This window comes from Streptomyces sp. NPDC007907 (assembly GCF_042959365.1).
Lineage (GTDB): Bacteria > Actinomycetota > Actinomycetes > Streptomycetales > Streptomycetaceae > Streptomyces > Streptomyces indiaensis.
Map to the genome: position 1 here is coordinate 468,769 of NZ_JBIBKR010000003.1, position 14,092 is coordinate 482,860.

General features: G+C 71.1%; 16 protein-coding genes and 1 pseudogene. 6 read left to right on the top strand and 11 right to left on the bottom strand.

The genetic code is table 11. The features are described from left to right. The first annotated feature begins 24 nt into the window (after positions 1-24). The gene (locus ACFZDI_RS13505) at positions 25-321 is read left to right on the top strand and encodes a DUF4235 domain-containing protein (protein ID WP_234845766.1); all 297 of its coding nucleotides are present in this window, start codon (positions 25-27) and stop codon (positions 319-321) included. Between the two features lie 306 nt (positions 322-627). Here the strand turns inward: ACFZDI_RS13505 and ACFZDI_RS13510 are convergent, their stop codons facing one another. Together ACFZDI_RS13510 and ACFZDI_RS13515 are read right to left on the bottom strand one after the other, a co-directional pair. Then, on the bottom strand, positions 628-1,020 hold the full coding sequence (locus ACFZDI_RS13510) for a VOC family protein (protein WP_391250210.1): 393 nt from the start codon (positions 1,018-1,020) through the stop codon (positions 628-630). A gap of 77 nt (positions 1,021-1,097) precedes the next feature. Further along, positions 1,098-1,562: a pyridoxamine 5'-phosphate oxidase family protein gene (locus ACFZDI_RS13515; RefSeq protein ID WP_234845768.1), complete on the bottom strand. Its 465-nt coding sequence runs from the start codon at positions 1,560-1,562 to the stop codon at positions 1,098-1,100. A 597-nt stretch (positions 1,563-2,159) separates the two neighbouring features. Here ACFZDI_RS13515 and ACFZDI_RS13520 point away from each other — a divergent pair. Further along, complete coding sequence (locus tag ACFZDI_RS13520; RefSeq protein ID WP_391250213.1) at positions 2,160-3,602, top strand: hypothetical protein; 1,443 nt, start codon at positions 2,160-2,162, stop codon at positions 3,600-3,602. Between the two features lie 48 nt (positions 3,603-3,650). Here ACFZDI_RS13520 and ACFZDI_RS13525 read toward each other — a convergent pair whose 3' ends face one another. The 6 genes from ACFZDI_RS13525 to ACFZDI_RS13550 form a co-directional block, all read right to left on the bottom strand. After that, complete coding sequence (locus ACFZDI_RS13525) at positions 3,651-4,895, bottom strand: cytochrome P450 (RefSeq protein ID WP_234845770.1); 1,245 nt, start codon at positions 4,893-4,895, stop codon at positions 3,651-3,653. Beyond that, positions 4,892-5,494 (bottom strand): ATP/GTP-binding protein, encoded by a 603-nt coding sequence (locus ACFZDI_RS13530; RefSeq protein WP_390977845.1) that lies wholly within the window; start codon positions 5,492-5,494, stop codon positions 4,892-4,894. Before ACFZDI_RS13530 ends, ACFZDI_RS13525 begins: the two co-directional genes overlap by 4 nt. Next, positions 5,475-5,846 carry a DUF742 domain-containing protein gene (locus ACFZDI_RS13535; protein WP_104784390.1) on the bottom strand — a complete coding sequence of 124 codons (372 nt, stop codon included), beginning with the start codon at positions 5,844-5,846 and terminating at the stop codon, positions 5,475-5,477. The genes ACFZDI_RS13530 and ACFZDI_RS13535 overlap by 20 nt, the downstream gene beginning before the upstream one ends. Beyond that, the gene (locus ACFZDI_RS13540; RefSeq protein WP_391250217.1) at positions 5,843-6,253 is read right to left on the bottom strand and encodes a roadblock/LC7 domain-containing protein; all 411 of its coding nucleotides are present in this window, start codon (positions 6,251-6,253) and stop codon (positions 5,843-5,845) included. Before ACFZDI_RS13540 ends, ACFZDI_RS13535 begins: the two co-directional genes overlap by 4 nt. 5 nt (positions 6,254-6,258) lie before the next feature. Continuing rightward, entirely contained in the window at positions 6,259-8,037 is a 1,779-nt protein-coding gene (locus ACFZDI_RS13545) for an ATP-binding protein (protein WP_391250219.1), read from the bottom strand. A 264-nt stretch (positions 8,038-8,301) separates the two neighbouring features. Continuing rightward, positions 8,302-9,246 carry a helix-turn-helix domain-containing protein gene (locus tag ACFZDI_RS13550; RefSeq protein ID WP_391250221.1) on the bottom strand — a complete coding sequence of 315 codons (945 nt, stop codon included), beginning with the start codon at positions 9,244-9,246 and terminating at the stop codon, positions 8,302-8,304. A gap of 71 nt (positions 9,247-9,317) precedes the next feature. Between ACFZDI_RS13550 and ACFZDI_RS13555 the strand changes: the two genes are divergently transcribed. Next, on the top strand, positions 9,318-10,268 hold the full coding sequence (locus tag ACFZDI_RS13555; protein WP_391250223.1) for a zinc-binding dehydrogenase: 951 nt from the start codon (positions 9,318-9,320) through the stop codon (positions 10,266-10,268). 19 nt (positions 10,269-10,287) lie between these two features. On the opposite strand, the pseudogene ACFZDI_RS13560 reads toward ACFZDI_RS13555, so the two are convergent. Beyond that, positions 10,288-10,724 (bottom strand): annotated as a pseudogene (locus ACFZDI_RS13560) (zinc-binding dehydrogenase); the annotation flags it as partial. A 251-nt stretch (positions 10,725-10,975) separates the two neighbouring features. Here ACFZDI_RS13560 and ACFZDI_RS13565 point away from each other — a divergent pair. The 3 genes from ACFZDI_RS13565 to ACFZDI_RS13575 all read left to right on the top strand — a co-directional run bounded on the left by ACFZDI_RS13565 (position 10,976) and on the right by ACFZDI_RS13575 (position 12,885). Then, positions 10,976-11,353, top strand: coding sequence for an anti-sigma factor antagonist (locus ACFZDI_RS13565; protein ID WP_391250225.1), 378 nt, complete (start codon positions 10,976-10,978; stop codon positions 11,351-11,353). Between the two features lie 105 nt (positions 11,354-11,458). Further along, positions 11,459-12,121, top strand: coding sequence for a DUF4230 domain-containing protein (locus ACFZDI_RS13570; protein WP_234845776.1), 663 nt, complete (start codon positions 11,459-11,461; stop codon positions 12,119-12,121). 218 nt (positions 12,122-12,339) lie between these two features. Then, the gene (locus tag ACFZDI_RS13575) at positions 12,340-12,885 is read left to right on the top strand and encodes a VanZ family protein (protein WP_391250228.1); all 546 of its coding nucleotides are present in this window, start codon (positions 12,340-12,342) and stop codon (positions 12,883-12,885) included. 22 nt (positions 12,886-12,907) lie between these two features. Here the strand turns inward: ACFZDI_RS13575 and ACFZDI_RS13580 are convergent, their stop codons facing one another. Both ACFZDI_RS13580 and ACFZDI_RS13585 read right to left on the bottom strand, forming a co-directional pair. Then, positions 12,908-13,144: a hypothetical protein gene (locus tag ACFZDI_RS13580; RefSeq protein ID WP_234845778.1), complete on the bottom strand. Its 237-nt coding sequence runs from the start codon at positions 13,142-13,144 to the stop codon at positions 12,908-12,910. 64 nt (positions 13,145-13,208) lie between these two features. Then, on the bottom strand, positions 13,209-14,018 hold the full coding sequence (locus tag ACFZDI_RS13585; protein ID WP_391250230.1) for an SDR family oxidoreductase: 810 nt from the start codon (positions 14,016-14,018) through the stop codon (positions 13,209-13,211). Positions 14,019-14,092: the final 74 nt, after the last annotated feature.

Here is a 14,092-nt window from a genome sequence, read left to right on the forward strand (position 1 = left end):
CCCCTTAGCGATCTAGGAGCTCCCGTGGCCAAGAAGAAGAAGATGTCCCTCGCGTACCAGCCCTTCGGATTCGTCCTCGGCTGGTCGGGCGGCTGGCTGGCCGGGCTGGCCTTCCGCAAGACGTGGATGGCGATCCGGCACGAGGAGGACGCGCCGGACGCACTGGACAAGGACCGTGGCTGGGGCGAAGTCCTGCTGGCGGCCGCGATCCAGGGCGCGATCTTCGCGGTGGTGCGCAGCGCCGTGGACCGTGCGGGCGCAAAGGCCATCGAGCGTTCGACCGGCACGTGGCCCGTCGGCGAGAAGGGCGGCCGGGACTGACACGGCCATCCGGCCCCGCCCGGCGGTCGCCGGGCGGGGCCGGCCTCGTTTTCACGCACCTGCCCGGGGCGGGGCGGGCACCGCGGGCCGCCGCAGCCTGCGGCGCGGGCCGCCGCAGCCCTGCCGGGCCGTCATGCGTTCTGGCCCGGACGGGCAGTGCGGGCCTCCGGAACCCTGCCGGGGCGTCACGCGCCCTGGCCCGGGCTGGCCGTGCGGGCCCAAGCTGCTCTGTCGGGCTGCCTCGTCCCTGGTGGTGTCAGCGGCCTGGACTTCGCCCGACCGGCCTGTTCGTAAGCCTCGCGGTGCTCAGCCCTGCTTGGGTGCCGTCGGGGCGGTGCGGCGCAGGGTGAAGGAGTGGCCTGCCGGGTCGGCGTAACCGCGTTCATCCAGAGGGCCGGAAGGTTCCTTGGCCTCCAGGGGGCGGCCGCCGAAGCTGATCACGCGGCGCTCCACCGCGTCGAGGTCGTCCACCACGAACTCCAGATGGGCCTGGAGGGAGTTCTCGGGGCGCGGCCAGCTGGGCGGCGTCGCGTTGACGTCCCGGCGCAGCGCGATCCGGAAGCCGTCACCGCTCCTGATCTCGATCCGGTTGGCGGTGGCGTCCACCTCCTCCCCTTCCAGCAGCTCCTTGTAGAACACGGCGAGCTTCTCGGGCTCGGCGCAGTCGAGCACGAGGACCCCCGCTTTCACCAGTGCCATGTCTCCTCCGCAGGATTGCGGGCGCGGGGCGGTCGTGCCCCGGCCCTCTCCCTTGCGGATATCCCGGTGCGGCCGATTCAGTCGGTCTTCAACCACCGTCCGTCGCGCATGAGTTCGCGCCCGTCGAGTTCATCGGCCTCCCGCCAGGCCTGCACCCGCCGCGGCACGATCCGGAAGTAGAGGTACGGCGTGGCGAGCCGGCGGGGGTCGAACCCGGTCTTGGCGGCGAAGAGTTCGGCGTCCTGCTCGGTCAGTTCGCCGGGCTGGACCGTCTCGACGTCCCCCTCGACCATGACGACGTCACGGGTCGGCCCGATGCCCACCCGGGCCCGGCCGGACGCGGCCAGATTCCGTCCGGTGGGGCTCGACGCGGGTGTGGCGAACAGCAGGTACGAGCCGTTCCAGAGGAAGGACAGCGGGACGAGGTACGGCGTGCCGGACGCGCTGTCGGCCGTGGCGACCCAGGCGTCCACGTCGTGGTCCAGCCGGTGCAGTGTGTCCTTCTTGCGCTGCTCAGCGCTGCGTACGGGTTCGGACGTCATCGTCGGTGCGCCTCCTGAGGAGTCGTCGGACAGACCGAGTCCAGTGTGCCGCCCAGCGACCGCAGAGGCCCGGCGGACGCGACACGCCGGGTGAGGGACGAGTGAGTATACGCAGCTCAGGAGCCTTGAGCAGTAACGGACATCACGGTCCGGTCCCGCGTGGATCAATTACACGCCGGGCAGATTCGTTCCGCTTCAACTTTCGTGCCACGAACCCCGGTTCGAGCAGATGGGCGCTCACCCTGACCGCCTACCCGCAGAGGCGGGGTAATTCGTGCTGCCGTGACCACAGCTTGAAGGGAGACCCGTGTGAAATCTCGAGTCGTAGGCGGTGGTCCGGAGATCTCCACCGACACCTTCCTCCCGGCCCGTCCGAGCACCCAGCACCCGTCCGCGGAGGCAGGGAACGCCCTGGCCCGCCTCTTCGCGGACCACACAAAGCCGTGCACGGACGAATACCGCGCTTCCCGGAACGCCGCTCAGCAACGGCTGGACACACTCCGGTCCCCTCACTCCAGAACCACGTTTCATGTCGAGGGAGCCCTCAGTCCGGCGCCGCGCGCATTCCTCCCGCCCGACGAGGAGGGCTCCGCCAGGTTGCAGCGGCTCGACGCCGGCCTGCGCGTGATCGAAGCAGCTTTTCCCCAGGTCAGCACCGATATCGAGCTCTGCCGACTGACCTGCGCGATGCTGGAAGGGGCGTGGAGGAGCCGAGCACTCGCTCCGCCGCGCGAGGAGGAGCGGACCGCCGTGTGCGACTGCTCGCTGTGCCGTCGGCGGCCCACGCCCCCCGACCGTACGCCGGCTGACTACGGTTGGCGGCAGAGCGCCGGTCGTCCCCTCACCGTCAAGACCTGGCCCTACCAGCGGGAACTCGACAGCGTCCTGACCGGTGGATGGGTCTTGGCCCGGGTGTTGAACGACTTGGAACAAGACCTCGGCTACCGCCACCGCTTCGAGGACGACATCCTGCTCTTCCACGAGTACAAACGCGTGATCGACACGATAGACACCACGCACCTCACCCAGCTCATCGAAGGCCGCCTGGCCGAGAACTTCAGCACCAACACCGCACGGGCCCTGGTCTGCGGTCTCTACGCAGCCCACAAGCGGTCCGCGGACGAGTACTGGCTCCAGCAGCACCACGCGGGCGGCGTCGTACTCCCCCAGACCAACCCGCTCACCCAGAGCGCCTACTCCGTCCTGCAGATGATGGACTGCCTGTTCTGGCACGTCTCGCCCGACACAGAGCTCTGGCAGGAGGAACACCTCGCCTCCCTGCTGCTGTGCCGCGTCGTCGACGACATGGTCGACGTACGAGCCGACGCCCTCACCGGCGAGATCAGCAACTTCTGGCTCGCCGACATGCCCTCCCACACCAAGGTCCTCTACGCTGCCGCCGCCATCGCCCTCATCAAGTACGGCTGCATGCCCGAGGCGCATTCCCCGATGTGGAACACCTGGCTGATGCCCAGCACCATCGTCTGGCTGGGGCTCACCGGCCGCCACGCCCTGTGGTTCGACGGCATCACCCAGGGCCTCCCCCCGGCCGAGGGGTGCCCGTTGTGCGACCTCCAGCCCGACCCGTGCACCGGCATCCTCACTCACGGCACCACCCTCACCATCGCCCCGCGGCCCACCGCACCGTCTCTGGGCACCCACGCCGCCGAGCTGTCCGCCCGCTGCCGGGAGCAGTACCCCGAGACATGGCCCCTCTTCGACGCCGAGCTGCATGCCTTCGAAGCACTGCACGGTCCCTGGCACGGCAGCATCGACAGCACCTGGGAGGTTCTGCGCCGCACGTACATCGCCGCCGTGGAGGCGGCCGGCTCCACGGCGTCCACAGCCCGCGCTCGTGAGATCCAACAGGACTCCGGCGCAGTCGGAGCCGAGTTCTTCCACACCCTGCAAGACCCGGGGACCGGGAGGGAGGACATCGCACTGCTCGCCTACATGTTCGGCTGCGCCCACCCGCATTTCCTCTGGAGCGCCACGGGATACCGGCCCTCTGACCTATCAGGCGACTGGCTCGACGGATGACGCCGTTGCCCGGCCGGGCAGAGCCGGCCGGGCAGCGGTGTTCCGCGCCTATACGTCGAACTCGACCGGCAGGCTGTCCAGCAGGGACATCCATGTGGACGCGGTCGAGGTGAGCTCCCCCGACGGCACGGCCAGGCGCAGGCCCGGCAGACGGTGCAGCAGGACGTTCACCGCGATCTCGATGACGGCCATCCCGATGTTCTGCCCCGGGCACTCGTGCGGGCCCGCGCCGAACGCCAGGTGCGCCTGGTTGCCGTGCACCGAGACACCCAGTTCCGGCCGGATCTCGGGGTCGAGGTTGCCCGGGGCGAGACCGATGACGAGCAGGTCGCCCTCCTCGATGCGGTGCCCGCCCAGTTCCACGTCGCCGGCGGCGAAGCGTCCCGGCAGGACGGCCAGCGGCGGCGAGTTCCACATCGCCTCCTCCACCACCGCCGAGATGTTCAGCTGACCGCTGATCAGCCCGGAGAGCCGGGAGGCGTCGGTCAGGATCAGCTCCAGCACCCGGGCCAGCAGGTTGGTCGTCACATGCGCGGCGATCAGCACCGCGCGCAGGTGGGAGACGACCTCGTCGTGGTCGAGCGCCGCGTGATGCTCCAGCAATCCGGTGGCGAGGTCGGAGCCGGGTTCGGACCGCCTGCGCTCGGCGAGTTCACCGAGGATCTCTTTGATCACGCCGTCGTGCAGGACGGCGTCCTCGCCGCCCCTCATCACCTGGGCGCAGGACTCGACCAGGCGGCGCCCCTCGGCCTCGGCGAGCCCCAGAACACGCGCGACCACGATCATCGGCAGGCAGTCGGCGTAGTCCGCCACCAGATCGGCGCGGCCGGAGTCCGCGAACGTGTCGATCTGCTGGTTGGCGAAGCGCATGGCGTGGCGGCGGACACCGCGGCCGGCAGCGGACTGCAGCGCGTCGTTGACGGCACGGCGCAGTCGGCGGTGAGCCTCGCCGTCCTGGGACACGCAGTCGGGACGCCAGGCCAGCATGGGAACGAGCGCAGAGTCGTCCGCGACCCGACCCTCCCGCAGGTCACGCCATGTCCGCGCGTCCCGGTGGAACTGGAGGGGATTCTCGAGCACTCGCCGGCTGTCCCGGTAACCCAGTACCAGCCAGGCGGGGATGTCGCCCTCCAGCAGCACCGGTGCGACCGAGCCGTGTTCCTTGCGCAGCCGCTCGTAGATGCCCCCGGGGTCGGTCGCGGCCTCCGGCCCGTACAACCGGGTGAGGTCGCTGCCGTGGTGGGCCACGGGGCAGCCGCGGCCCTGGAGGGAGTGTTCGGTCTGGTCGTTCATCGGGGCTCCAGGGCCACGGCGGAGCGTTCCTTCAGATGGTGGATCAGGGCGACGAGGACGTCCCGGCTGGAGGCCCGGTCACGGGCGTCGAAGGCCACGACCGGGGTGTTCTCGGGGATGTCCAGGGCATCCCGGATCTCCTCGACCGGGTAGTTCCGGGAGTCGGGGAAGACGTTCAGCGCGACGACGAAGGGGACTTCCTGGCGCTCCATCTCCTCGATCGCCCGGAAACTGGACTCCAGACGGCGCGTGTCCACCAGGACGATCGCGCCGAGGGCCCCCTTGAACAGGCCGTTCCACAGGAACCAGAACCGTTCCTGGCCGGGCGTGCCGAACAGGTACAGCACCAGGCTCTCGTTGATGCCGATCTTGCCGAAGTCCAGGCTGACGGTGGTCTGCGTCTTGTCGGCGACGCCGATGAGGTGGTCGACGTCGGCGCTGGCCTGGGTGAGGGTCTCCTCGGTGGTGAGCGGCTTGATGTCGCTGACCGACCGGACCATGGTGGTCTTCCCGGTGCCGAAGCCGCCCGCGATCATCACCTTCACCGAGCGGGTGTCCCCGGCCGAGCCTCCGGGTTGGTCAAAGCCTTTCAAGTCCACTGAGTACCTCCTCAAGGAGCGCGAGGTCGGGCCCGCGGCCGGCTTCGTGTGCCGGGATGGGGTTACGGGCTTCGACGCGACCTGCGTCCAGCAGGTCCGACAGCAGCACCGCGAGAATGTTGAAGGGGAGCCCGAGGTGAGCGCCGAGTTCGGCGACCGACAGCGGGTCCCGGCAGCGGCGGAGGATCTCCTCGTGCTCGTGCTGCATGCCCGGTAACGGGGCGGCGCGGGCGACGACCAGGGTCGCCACGTCGAGGCTCGACGCCGAACCGCCCGGTCCGCTGCGCCCTCCGGTGAGGACGTAGTAGCGCTCGAGACCGGACGGGTCCGACGGTCTGCGGGGAGCACTCATCCAGAGTGCTCCTCCAGGCGCCGAGTGGTGCCGAGGAGTTCACCCATCCTGCGGGCCAGGTCCCTCATCTGGTGTCCCAGCAGGCCCTGGTCGAGGCCTTCCCTGGCGAGGACACCGAGATACGTCTCCACACCCGCGCGCACGACGAAGAGGTGCCCGCCGTCCACCTCGATCATCGCCAGGCGCAACTGCCCGGCGTACTTGGGGAACTGCTCGGCGACCGGCTGGGCCAGGGCCTGCAGGCCGGCCACCACGGCCGCGAACCGGTCGACGTCGTCGGGGTCTTCGGCGCCGTAGGAGGTGATGGCCTTGCCGTCGCTGGAGGCCACGAGGGCGAAACGGATCTCCTGGATGCTCTCGACGAGATCGCGGAGCGCCCAGCTCACGTCTGTTCCTTGCTGCGTCATGAGGACTAGTCGCTCTCTTCGGTGCGGTGCTCGGTGTACTCGCGGCCGTCGGGGGTGCCGCCGTCGTCGGCCGGCTCGACGGCCTCCGCCGCGTCGCGTCCGGCGGTGGCGAAGGCGGCGAGTCCCGAGAAGGACGCGTCCGGCGGGACGGCGGCCACGGTGGTCCGGTCGCTTCGCTCGGCGGGTCTGGGCGTCTCCGTCTCGTTGCGCTTGCTGCGTCGCCGGGGCAGTCCGCCGGGTGTGGTCTCCCCGGTCTCGGCCCGCGCGGCCCGTTGTGCGGGCACGGTGGCCGTCTCACGGGCCGGGGCGGCGGTGGCGGTGCGGGTCTGCGGGGCGGACGCGGCCGTCGCTGCCGTCGCGGTCGCGGCGGGCGCGGCCGTGGGCAGCGGGCTGAAGTACTTGTGCGGGACCACGACCACCACGGAGGTGCCGAGCCACGGGGAGTCCGCGAAGGTGACGCGGATGCCGTAGCGGCGGGCGAGGGCGCCGACGACGCGCAGACCGATGTTGGCATCCTCGGTGATGCCGCCGAGGCCCGCGCCGGGCGCGGTGCCCGCGAGGGCGTGCTCGGCCTGGCGCTTCTTCTCCTCGCTCAGGCCCTTGCCGGAGTCCTGGATCTCGATGCCGACGCCGTTGGGCACCTCCCTGCCGGAGATGAGCACCGGCTCGGTGGGCGGCGAGTAGCGGGCCGCGTTGTCCAGGAGGTGGGCGAGAATCAGCGTGAGGTGATCGACGAGGCCGCCGTCGACGCCGAGTTCGGGCAGGTGGCGCACCTGGATCCGGTGGAAGTCCTTGATGCGGCCGATGCCGCCGCGCACCACGCTCAGCAGGCGCTGCGGCTCCTGCCACTGCCGGCCGGGCCGGTCGGAGCCGCCGAGCACGCCGATGCTCGCGGCGAGCGAGTCGGCTGGGCCGAGTTCCTGGTCGAGCTCCATCAGGCCCCGGGCGACGGCCGGCAGCCGGCCGTGCTCGCCCTGCATCTCGTGCAGCCGGCCGCGGAGCTTGCTGGTCAGGACGTGGATGCGGTTGCCGATGCTGATCACGGCCTGCTCGGCGGAGGTGGAGCGGTCGAACTCCGTCTCCAGGCCGATCAGGGAGGTGCGCAGCAGCTTGCGCAGTTCGGCCTGGAGTTCCGAGCTGACCTTGGCGCACTGGTTGACGCTGGGCAGCAGGTCGTCGATGGCGTCACCGGCGCGCAGTTTCGCCATCGCGTCGGGCAGCTGCTCGTCGGCGAGCCGGGCGACCGCGGCGAGCTGGTGGGAGAGCTGCTCCTGCCAGACCTCCGCCTGGTCGGCGAGCTGGGCCTCGTAGGACGCGGCCTGCTCGGTCAGCCGTTCCTCGTAGGCCCGGGACCGGTCGGCGAGCTGCGTCTCGTACGTGACGGTCCGGTCGGCGAGCTGCGCCTCATAGGTGGCGCTCTGCTCGGCCAGACGCCGCTCGTACGTCGCGTTCTGCTCGTTGAGCTGGGATTCCAGGCCGGCACGTTCGGCGGAGTGCTTGCGCTCCAGGCCGGCCACGTGCTGCTGCCACTGCTGGTTGTGCTCGGCCTGCGTGGCGCGGAAAGAGCTCTCCGTACGGTGCAGTTGTGCCCTGGTGCGCAGCAGCAGCCGTACGCACACGGCACCGGCCGCCGTCGCCGCGATTCCGGCGACGGCCGCGGTTATGCGCTCCGAGCTCATGAACGTGGCGGCGACGGTCCCGCCTCCCAGGCCCAGCGGCATCAACCACCAGCTGTACCAGGCGACAGGGGCCCGCGCCGCCGGTGGCGGAGTGGCGAGTTCCATCTGCATCCTTCGAAGCAACACGAACGAACAGGGGGGGTGTGGACCGCACTCATGAGTACGCACCGCGGGTCGACTGGACGCGATCGCGTCAACTCGCAGCGCCGATCGGAACCTTATCGGGTTCGGACCCGAAAGGATCAATCTCACCCGCCCCCGGACGTGAGGGTTCCGTCACTCTCCGGCACAAGGCAACAGGTCGACAAATGGGTTTGCTGTCAGGGGAATTGGCGAGCCGTCAGAGAAAGTACAGGTGGGCCGCCGAGGTCAGCGGGCGGTCTGGAACGTACGCCGGTAGGCCTGCGGGGAGACACCGATCGCCGCGTTCAGATGCTGGCGCAGGGAAGCACCGGTCGCGAAGCCGACCCGGCCGGCGATCTGGTCCACCGTCAGGTCGCTGGACTCCAGCAGGTGCCGGGCCCGGACCACGCGCTGCTGGATCAGCCAGCGCCCGGGGCTGAGGCCCACCTCGCCCTGGAACCGGCGGGCGAAGGTGCGCTGGCTCATCCGCGCGTGGCCGGAGAGGTCGGCCAGGGTGAGCGGCTCGTCAAGGCGCTCCAGGGCCCAGGCCCGGGTGGCCGCGGTGCTCGCGGCGCCCTGCTCGGGGACGGGCTGTTCGATGTACTGGGCCTGGCCGCCGTCCCGGAAGGGCGGGACGACGCAGCGGCGGGCGACGCTGTTGGCCAGCCGGCTGCCGTGGTCCTTGCGGACGAGGTGCAGGCAGATGTCCACGCCGGAGGCGGCCCCGGCGGAGGTCAGGAACGGGTGGTCGTCGACGAACAGCACGTCCGGGTCGAGGTCGACGCGCGGGAACATGCGGCGGAACTGGTCGGCGACCTGCCAGTGGGTGGTCGCCCGGCGCCCGTCGAGGAGACCTGCGGCGGCGAGGACGAAGGCGCCGGTGCAGATGGAGACGATGCGGGTGCCGGGGCGGATGAGCGCGAGCGCGGCCAGGACGTCGCCGGAGACTTCCTCGGCCAGGTGGCCGGGGGCGACGGGCGCGATCACCACGGTGTGCGCCGTGGCGAGGATCTCGGGGCCGTGCTCGACGGTGACGCCGAAGTCCGCGTTGGTGCGCACCGGACGGCCGTCGACCGAGCAGGTGAGGACCTCGTACCGGCCGTCGGCCGCGCCCAGGATCCGGCTGGGGATGCCCAGCTCGAAGGGATAGACCCCGTCCAGGGCCAGGACCACCACTCGCTCACGTCGCATGGCACGATCGTATCGAATGTTGGCAATCTTGCCATTGGCGCGGGGGACGCGGACCGGCACGCTGGTTGACCATGAGCACACAGAACACGATGCGCGTCATCACTCAGGACGTCCTCGGCGGCCCTGAGGTCCTGAAGGAAGCGGAGGTCGAGCGCCCGGTACCGAAGCCCAACGAGGTACTGGTCCGGGTGCGGGCCGCAGGAGTCAACCCGACCGACTGGAAGCACCGCGCCACCGGCGGATTCCTGGGCGAGCCGCCCTTCGTCCTGGGCTGGGACGTCTCCGGGGTGGTGGAGGCGGTCGGCATCGGCGTCGCGGCCTTCGCGCCCGGTGACGAGGTCTTCGGCATGCTGCCGTACCCCTACGGGCACGGCTCGCACGCCGAGTACGTCGTCGCCCCGGTCCGCGCCCTGACCCGCAAGCCGGCCGGCGTCGACCACACCCAGGCGGGCGCGCTCCCGCTGGTCTCGCTCACCGCCTGGCAGGCGCTGACCGAGCACGCGGATCTCCAGCCGGGGCAGCGGGTGCTGATCCACGCCGCGGCCGGCGGGGTCGGGCACGTGGCGGTGCAGGTCGCGAAGGCGCGCGGCGCCTACGTGATCGGCACGGCGAGCGCGGGCAAGCACGAGTTCCTGCGCGGCATCGGCGTCGACGAGACGATCGACTACCGGGAGACGGACGTCGCCGAGGCCGTGAAGGACGTCGATGTCGTCCTGGACACGATCGGCGGCGACAACGCCCTGCGTTCGCTGCGCGTCCTGCGCCCCGGCGGTGTCCTGGTGTCGATCCTCCCTGTCGGCTCGGACGACCTCTACCAGGAGGCCGAGCGGCTCGGCGTGCGGGCCCTGCGGATGCTGGTGGACGCCGACCGCGGCGGCATGGAGGCGGTCGCGGGGCTCGTGGAGGCGGGGAAGCTGCGCGCCACCATCGCCGGGACCTTCCCGCTGGCCGAGGCCGCCGAGGCGCATGCCCTCGGCGACACCGGCCGTACGACGGGGAAGCTGGTCCTGCTGAACGACTGAGCCGGCGTCGCGGGCTGTGTCACAACGTCAGGACCGGCTCGATCGTCTTGCCGGATCTCATGTCTCGCACCGCCCGGTCGATGTCCGCGAAGGGGTAGGTGCCGATCAGGCGGTGCAGCGGGAGCCGTCCGTCCTTCACCAGCGCGACCACGGCCGGGATCATGGTCTGCGACTCGCTGTCGCCGAGGGTGAGGCCGACGACGCGCTTGCCGCCGAGGAGGCCGTTGACGTCGAGGGCGACCTCGGTGCCGAAGGGCGGGGCGCCGACCACGACCAGGGTGCCGCGGGCGGCGAGCGCGTCGACGCCCTGGCGCAGGACACCGACGTTGCCCGTGGTCTCCACGACCCCGTCCGCGCCCTGTCCCCCGGTGATCTCGTCGAGGGCCTGGGCGAGGTCCGTCCCGCTGGTGTCGACGGTGGGGTGGCGCCCAGTTCCTTCGCCAGGGTGAGGCGTTCGGCGCGGCAGTTCCGCCACTCACCAAGGCCTGGCACGCCCGGTCGTACTCCGGTCGGAACCTCGGAACGCGCCGGGTGAACCACACCCGCGCACGCCCCGGCGCGAACCTCGGCCAACTCGGCGGATCTTCAAAGACATATGTCAATCGAACATGCTCAAATTCACTCGTTGGGGGGTAACTTGCAGGACGGGGAACGGCGTTGAGCCCGTGCCCCTCCCACGCACGGAGCAGGCTGGAGGCGATCTCGTCGTGCGGCAGGAACCTGCACCGCTCACCCCGCATCTGCGCGTCCGCCGGGAACGGGGCCACACGGTGCTGGAGTTCCGCGGTGAGATCGATCTCGCCGCGGCCTCGGAGATCGCACCGCACCTGGACCGCGAGACGGCCCGCCCGGCCGCCCGGCTCGTCATCGACCTCAGCGGGATCGACTTCTTCGACTGTTCCGGACTGCGACTGCTGTACCGGGCCCGCAGCCGGGTGCTCGACCGGCGCGGACAGGTCCTCCTCGTCTGCGCGCACCCGCTGACGCTGCGCGTCCTGCGGATCACCGGCCTGTCGCGGCTGCTGCCTCCGCAGCCGACACTGGACGCAGCGCTGGAACAGCCCGAGGCGACGCCCCGCCCGTGACGGGGATGCGCCCCACGTGCTTCCGCCGGGGCCTTCCCGTCCCGGATCCGGCGGTCTGGCCGGGAGCCGGGCGGGCATCCGGACAGTAGGAAGGAGGGCCGTCGCATGACGACTCCCGTCAAGCGCCTCCCCAGGCGCATGCCCGGCTGGGCGAAGCTGGTGACCGCGCTCGTGCTGCTGCTCGTCGTGTTCTTCGCGGGGCTCCGGCTGAGTGTGATCCCGGGCCTGAAGGACCTGTTCGGCACCGAGACCCAGGACCGGTCCGGCCCGGCGCTGCTGAAGTCCATCCAGGACATCAGCCGCTACGACGCCGCGTCCGGCAACTTCCAGGTCGTCGTGGACCTGGAGAAGGACACCAAACTCCTGCCCGACGCCATCCGCGGGACCCGGACGCTGTACGTCGGCGCGGGCACCGTCGACGCCTACGTCGACCTGGGCAAGGTGGGCGAGAACGACGTGAAGGTCAACGACGACCGCACGTCCGCCACCCTGCGACTGCCCCACGCGCAACTGGGCAAGCCCGCCCTCGACCCCGACCGCTCCTACGCGGTCTCCAAGCAACGCGGCCTGCTCGACCGCCTCGGCGACATCTTCTCGGACAACCCCAACGGCGAACAGGCCGTCCAGAAGCTGGCCGTACGGCACATCGGGGACGCGGCGAAGGAGAGCGAGCTGACCGCACGCGCCGAGTCGAACACCACCGGCATGCTCGAAGGCCTGCTGCGCTCCCTCGGCTTCAAGCAGGTGCGCGTCACGTACGGGAGCTGATCCGGCGCCCGGGCGACGGGGCGGGACCGTGGGTCCCGCCCCGTTGTGGTGCCCACCCGGGGGGAGTGCCCGGGCCGAACGCGGGCAACGGAGGGTGATGGCGGTCCGCGGAGACGACGCCGGGGGCCGTGGCCGGGAACGACCCCCCACGGCATCGTCGGCACGCCCTGGGGTAACCGCCTTGTCACGCAGGGAAGTTGAAGAGTGGAGGGCCCCCCATGACCAGTGCAGCCTCACGTCCCCGGACCGCCGGGCCGGAGAGCGAGCGCCGCCCGCTCCCGTGGCCCGTCCGGCTGCTGGCGATGCTGTGCGCGTTCCTGTTCATGGTCGCCTTCGCCGTGGTGCTGGCCCGGCTGACCCTGCAGCCCTCCCCCGCCTCGGAGGCGCTGACCCACAGCAATCTGCAACCCGGCAGTTCCCTGAAGGCCTACCTCGGCCAGCCCGAACTGCGGGACGCTGTCAAGCAGATCGGCGGCAACATCCTGCTGGGCATCCCCTTCGGCGTCCTGGTGCCCGTGGTCGCCCCCCGCACCCGGGGCATCCTGCGCGTGCTGTTCCTGACCGCGATCGTGATGCTCCTGGTGGAGTTCGCACAGGGGGCCCTGGTCACCGGCCGCGCCTTCGACATCGACGACGTCATCCTCAACACCTCGGGCGCGCTCATCGGTTACCTCCTCCTGGGGCGCCGCCTCAGCAGGGCCGTGCACGCCCGCAGGCCCCGCCCGGCCCGGGCGGAGGAGAAGCCGTCGGCCGACAAAGCCTAGTCCGGCGCCGTGCGCGGATGTCTCAGTGCAGGGTCCAGGTGAACTTGTCCCCGCCCACCCAGCGGACCACGTCCGGATCGTCCATGTCGTGCACGGGGATGCCGTACGCGGCCGCGGCCGCCAGAACGTCGGTGACGGCACGGGCCTCCCCGACCACCTGGCCGTCGATCTGGACGATCCGGAACGGCGGTGTGCCCGGCTGGACCCCGAGCACCAGGATCCGCGGGTGGGATATGTACGGGCTCGCGCTTTCGGTCATGCATCGAGCGTAGAACGCAACCGGCCGTGGCGCGGGTCCAAGCCCCGCCGGACCGGCCGGTCCCTCATGGGCGGCGCCAGTCGTGGCCGGTCAGATGGGAACCGGCCTGCGGACCCATCCGCAGCATGCCGCCGTCGACGCTCCAGGACGCGCCGGTGACGTACGAGGCGTCCGGACCGGCGAGGAAGGCGATGACCGCCGCCACCTCACGGGCGTCGCCGGGCCGGCCGAGCGGGATGCCGGGGCGGCTCTCGGTGTGCGGGTCGGTGTCCTCCTGCCCGGTCATGGGCGTGGCGATCTCCCCGGGGGCCACGGCGTTGACGGTGATGCGGTGCTCGGCCAGTTCGAGGGCCATGACCTGGGTCAGGAGTCCAAGGCCCCCTTTGGCTGCACAGTACGGTGCGGCGCCCACCCGCGGCTGGTGCTCGTGGACGGACGTGACGTTGATGATCCGGCCCCCCTCGCCGCGCCCGATCATGTGCCGGGCCGCCTTCTGCCCGCACAGGAAGGGCCCCACGAGATCCACGTCGAGGACCTCGCGCACATCGGACAGCTCCAGGTCAAGGAAGGGCGTCATGGTGCCGGTGCCGGCGTTGTTGACGAGCACGTCCACGCGGCCCAGTCGCTCGCACAGCTCGTCGACGGTGTCCGCGGCGTCGGGCAGCCGGGTGAGGTCCATCCGGGCGACCTCCGCGCGCTGCCCGTGCGCGCGCACCTCGTCGGCCGTCTCCTCCGCGCCCTTGCGGTCCGTGTGGTAGGTGATGCCGATGTCCATGCCGGCCCGCGCCAGGTGGACGGCGGTGGCACGGCCGATGCCGGAGTCGGCGCCGGTGATCACGGCGACCTTGCCGGTGGGCGCGGTGGGGTCGGACATGACGGGCCTCCTCGTCGACGGGTGGGCGAGGCATCGCAGTACCCGGGGGGATACCGGGCAAACCGCGTGCCCGT

Coding starts and splice junctions, on each gene's coding strand:
- ACFZDI_RS13525 (WP_234845770.1), bottom strand. CDS start 4,895: ATGAACGACCAGACCGAACACTCCCTCCAGGGCCGCGGCTGCCCCGTG.
- ACFZDI_RS13515 (WP_234845768.1), bottom strand. CDS start 1,562: ATGACGTCCGAACCCGTACGCAGCGCTGAGCAGCGCAAGAAGGACACA.
- ACFZDI_RS13545 (WP_391250219.1), bottom strand. CDS start 8,037: ATGGAACTCGCCACTCCGCCACCGGCGGCGCGGGCCCCTGTCGCCTGG.
- ACFZDI_RS13580 (WP_234845778.1), bottom strand. CDS start 13,144: ATGACCGAAAGCGCGAGCCCGTACATATCCCACCCGCGGATCCTGGTG.
- ACFZDI_RS13510 (WP_391250210.1), bottom strand. CDS start 1,020: ATGGCACTGGTGAAAGCGGGGGTCCTCGTGCTCGACTGCGCCGAGCCC.
- ACFZDI_RS13570 (WP_234845776.1), top strand. CDS start 11,459: ATGACGACTCCCGTCAAGCGCCTCCCCAGGCGCATGCCCGGCTGGGCG.
- ACFZDI_RS13575 (WP_391250228.1), top strand. CDS start 12,340: ATGACCAGTGCAGCCTCACGTCCCCGGACCGCCGGGCCGGAGAGCGAG.
- ACFZDI_RS13535 (WP_104784390.1), bottom strand. CDS start 5,846: ATGAGTGCTCCCCGCAGACCGTCGGACCCGTCCGGTCTCGAGCGCTAC.
- ACFZDI_RS13555 (WP_391250223.1), top strand. CDS start 9,318: ATGAGCACACAGAACACGATGCGCGTCATCACTCAGGACGTCCTCGGC.
- ACFZDI_RS13540 (WP_391250217.1), bottom strand. CDS start 6,253: ATGACGCAGCAAGGAACAGACGTGAGCTGGGCGCTCCGCGATCTCGTC.
- ACFZDI_RS13585 (WP_391250230.1), bottom strand. CDS start 14,018: ATGTCCGACCCCACCGCGCCCACCGGCAAGGTCGCCGTGATCACCGGC.
- ACFZDI_RS13550 (WP_391250221.1), bottom strand. CDS start 9,246: ATGCGACGTGAGCGAGTGGTGGTCCTGGCCCTGGACGGGGTCTATCCC.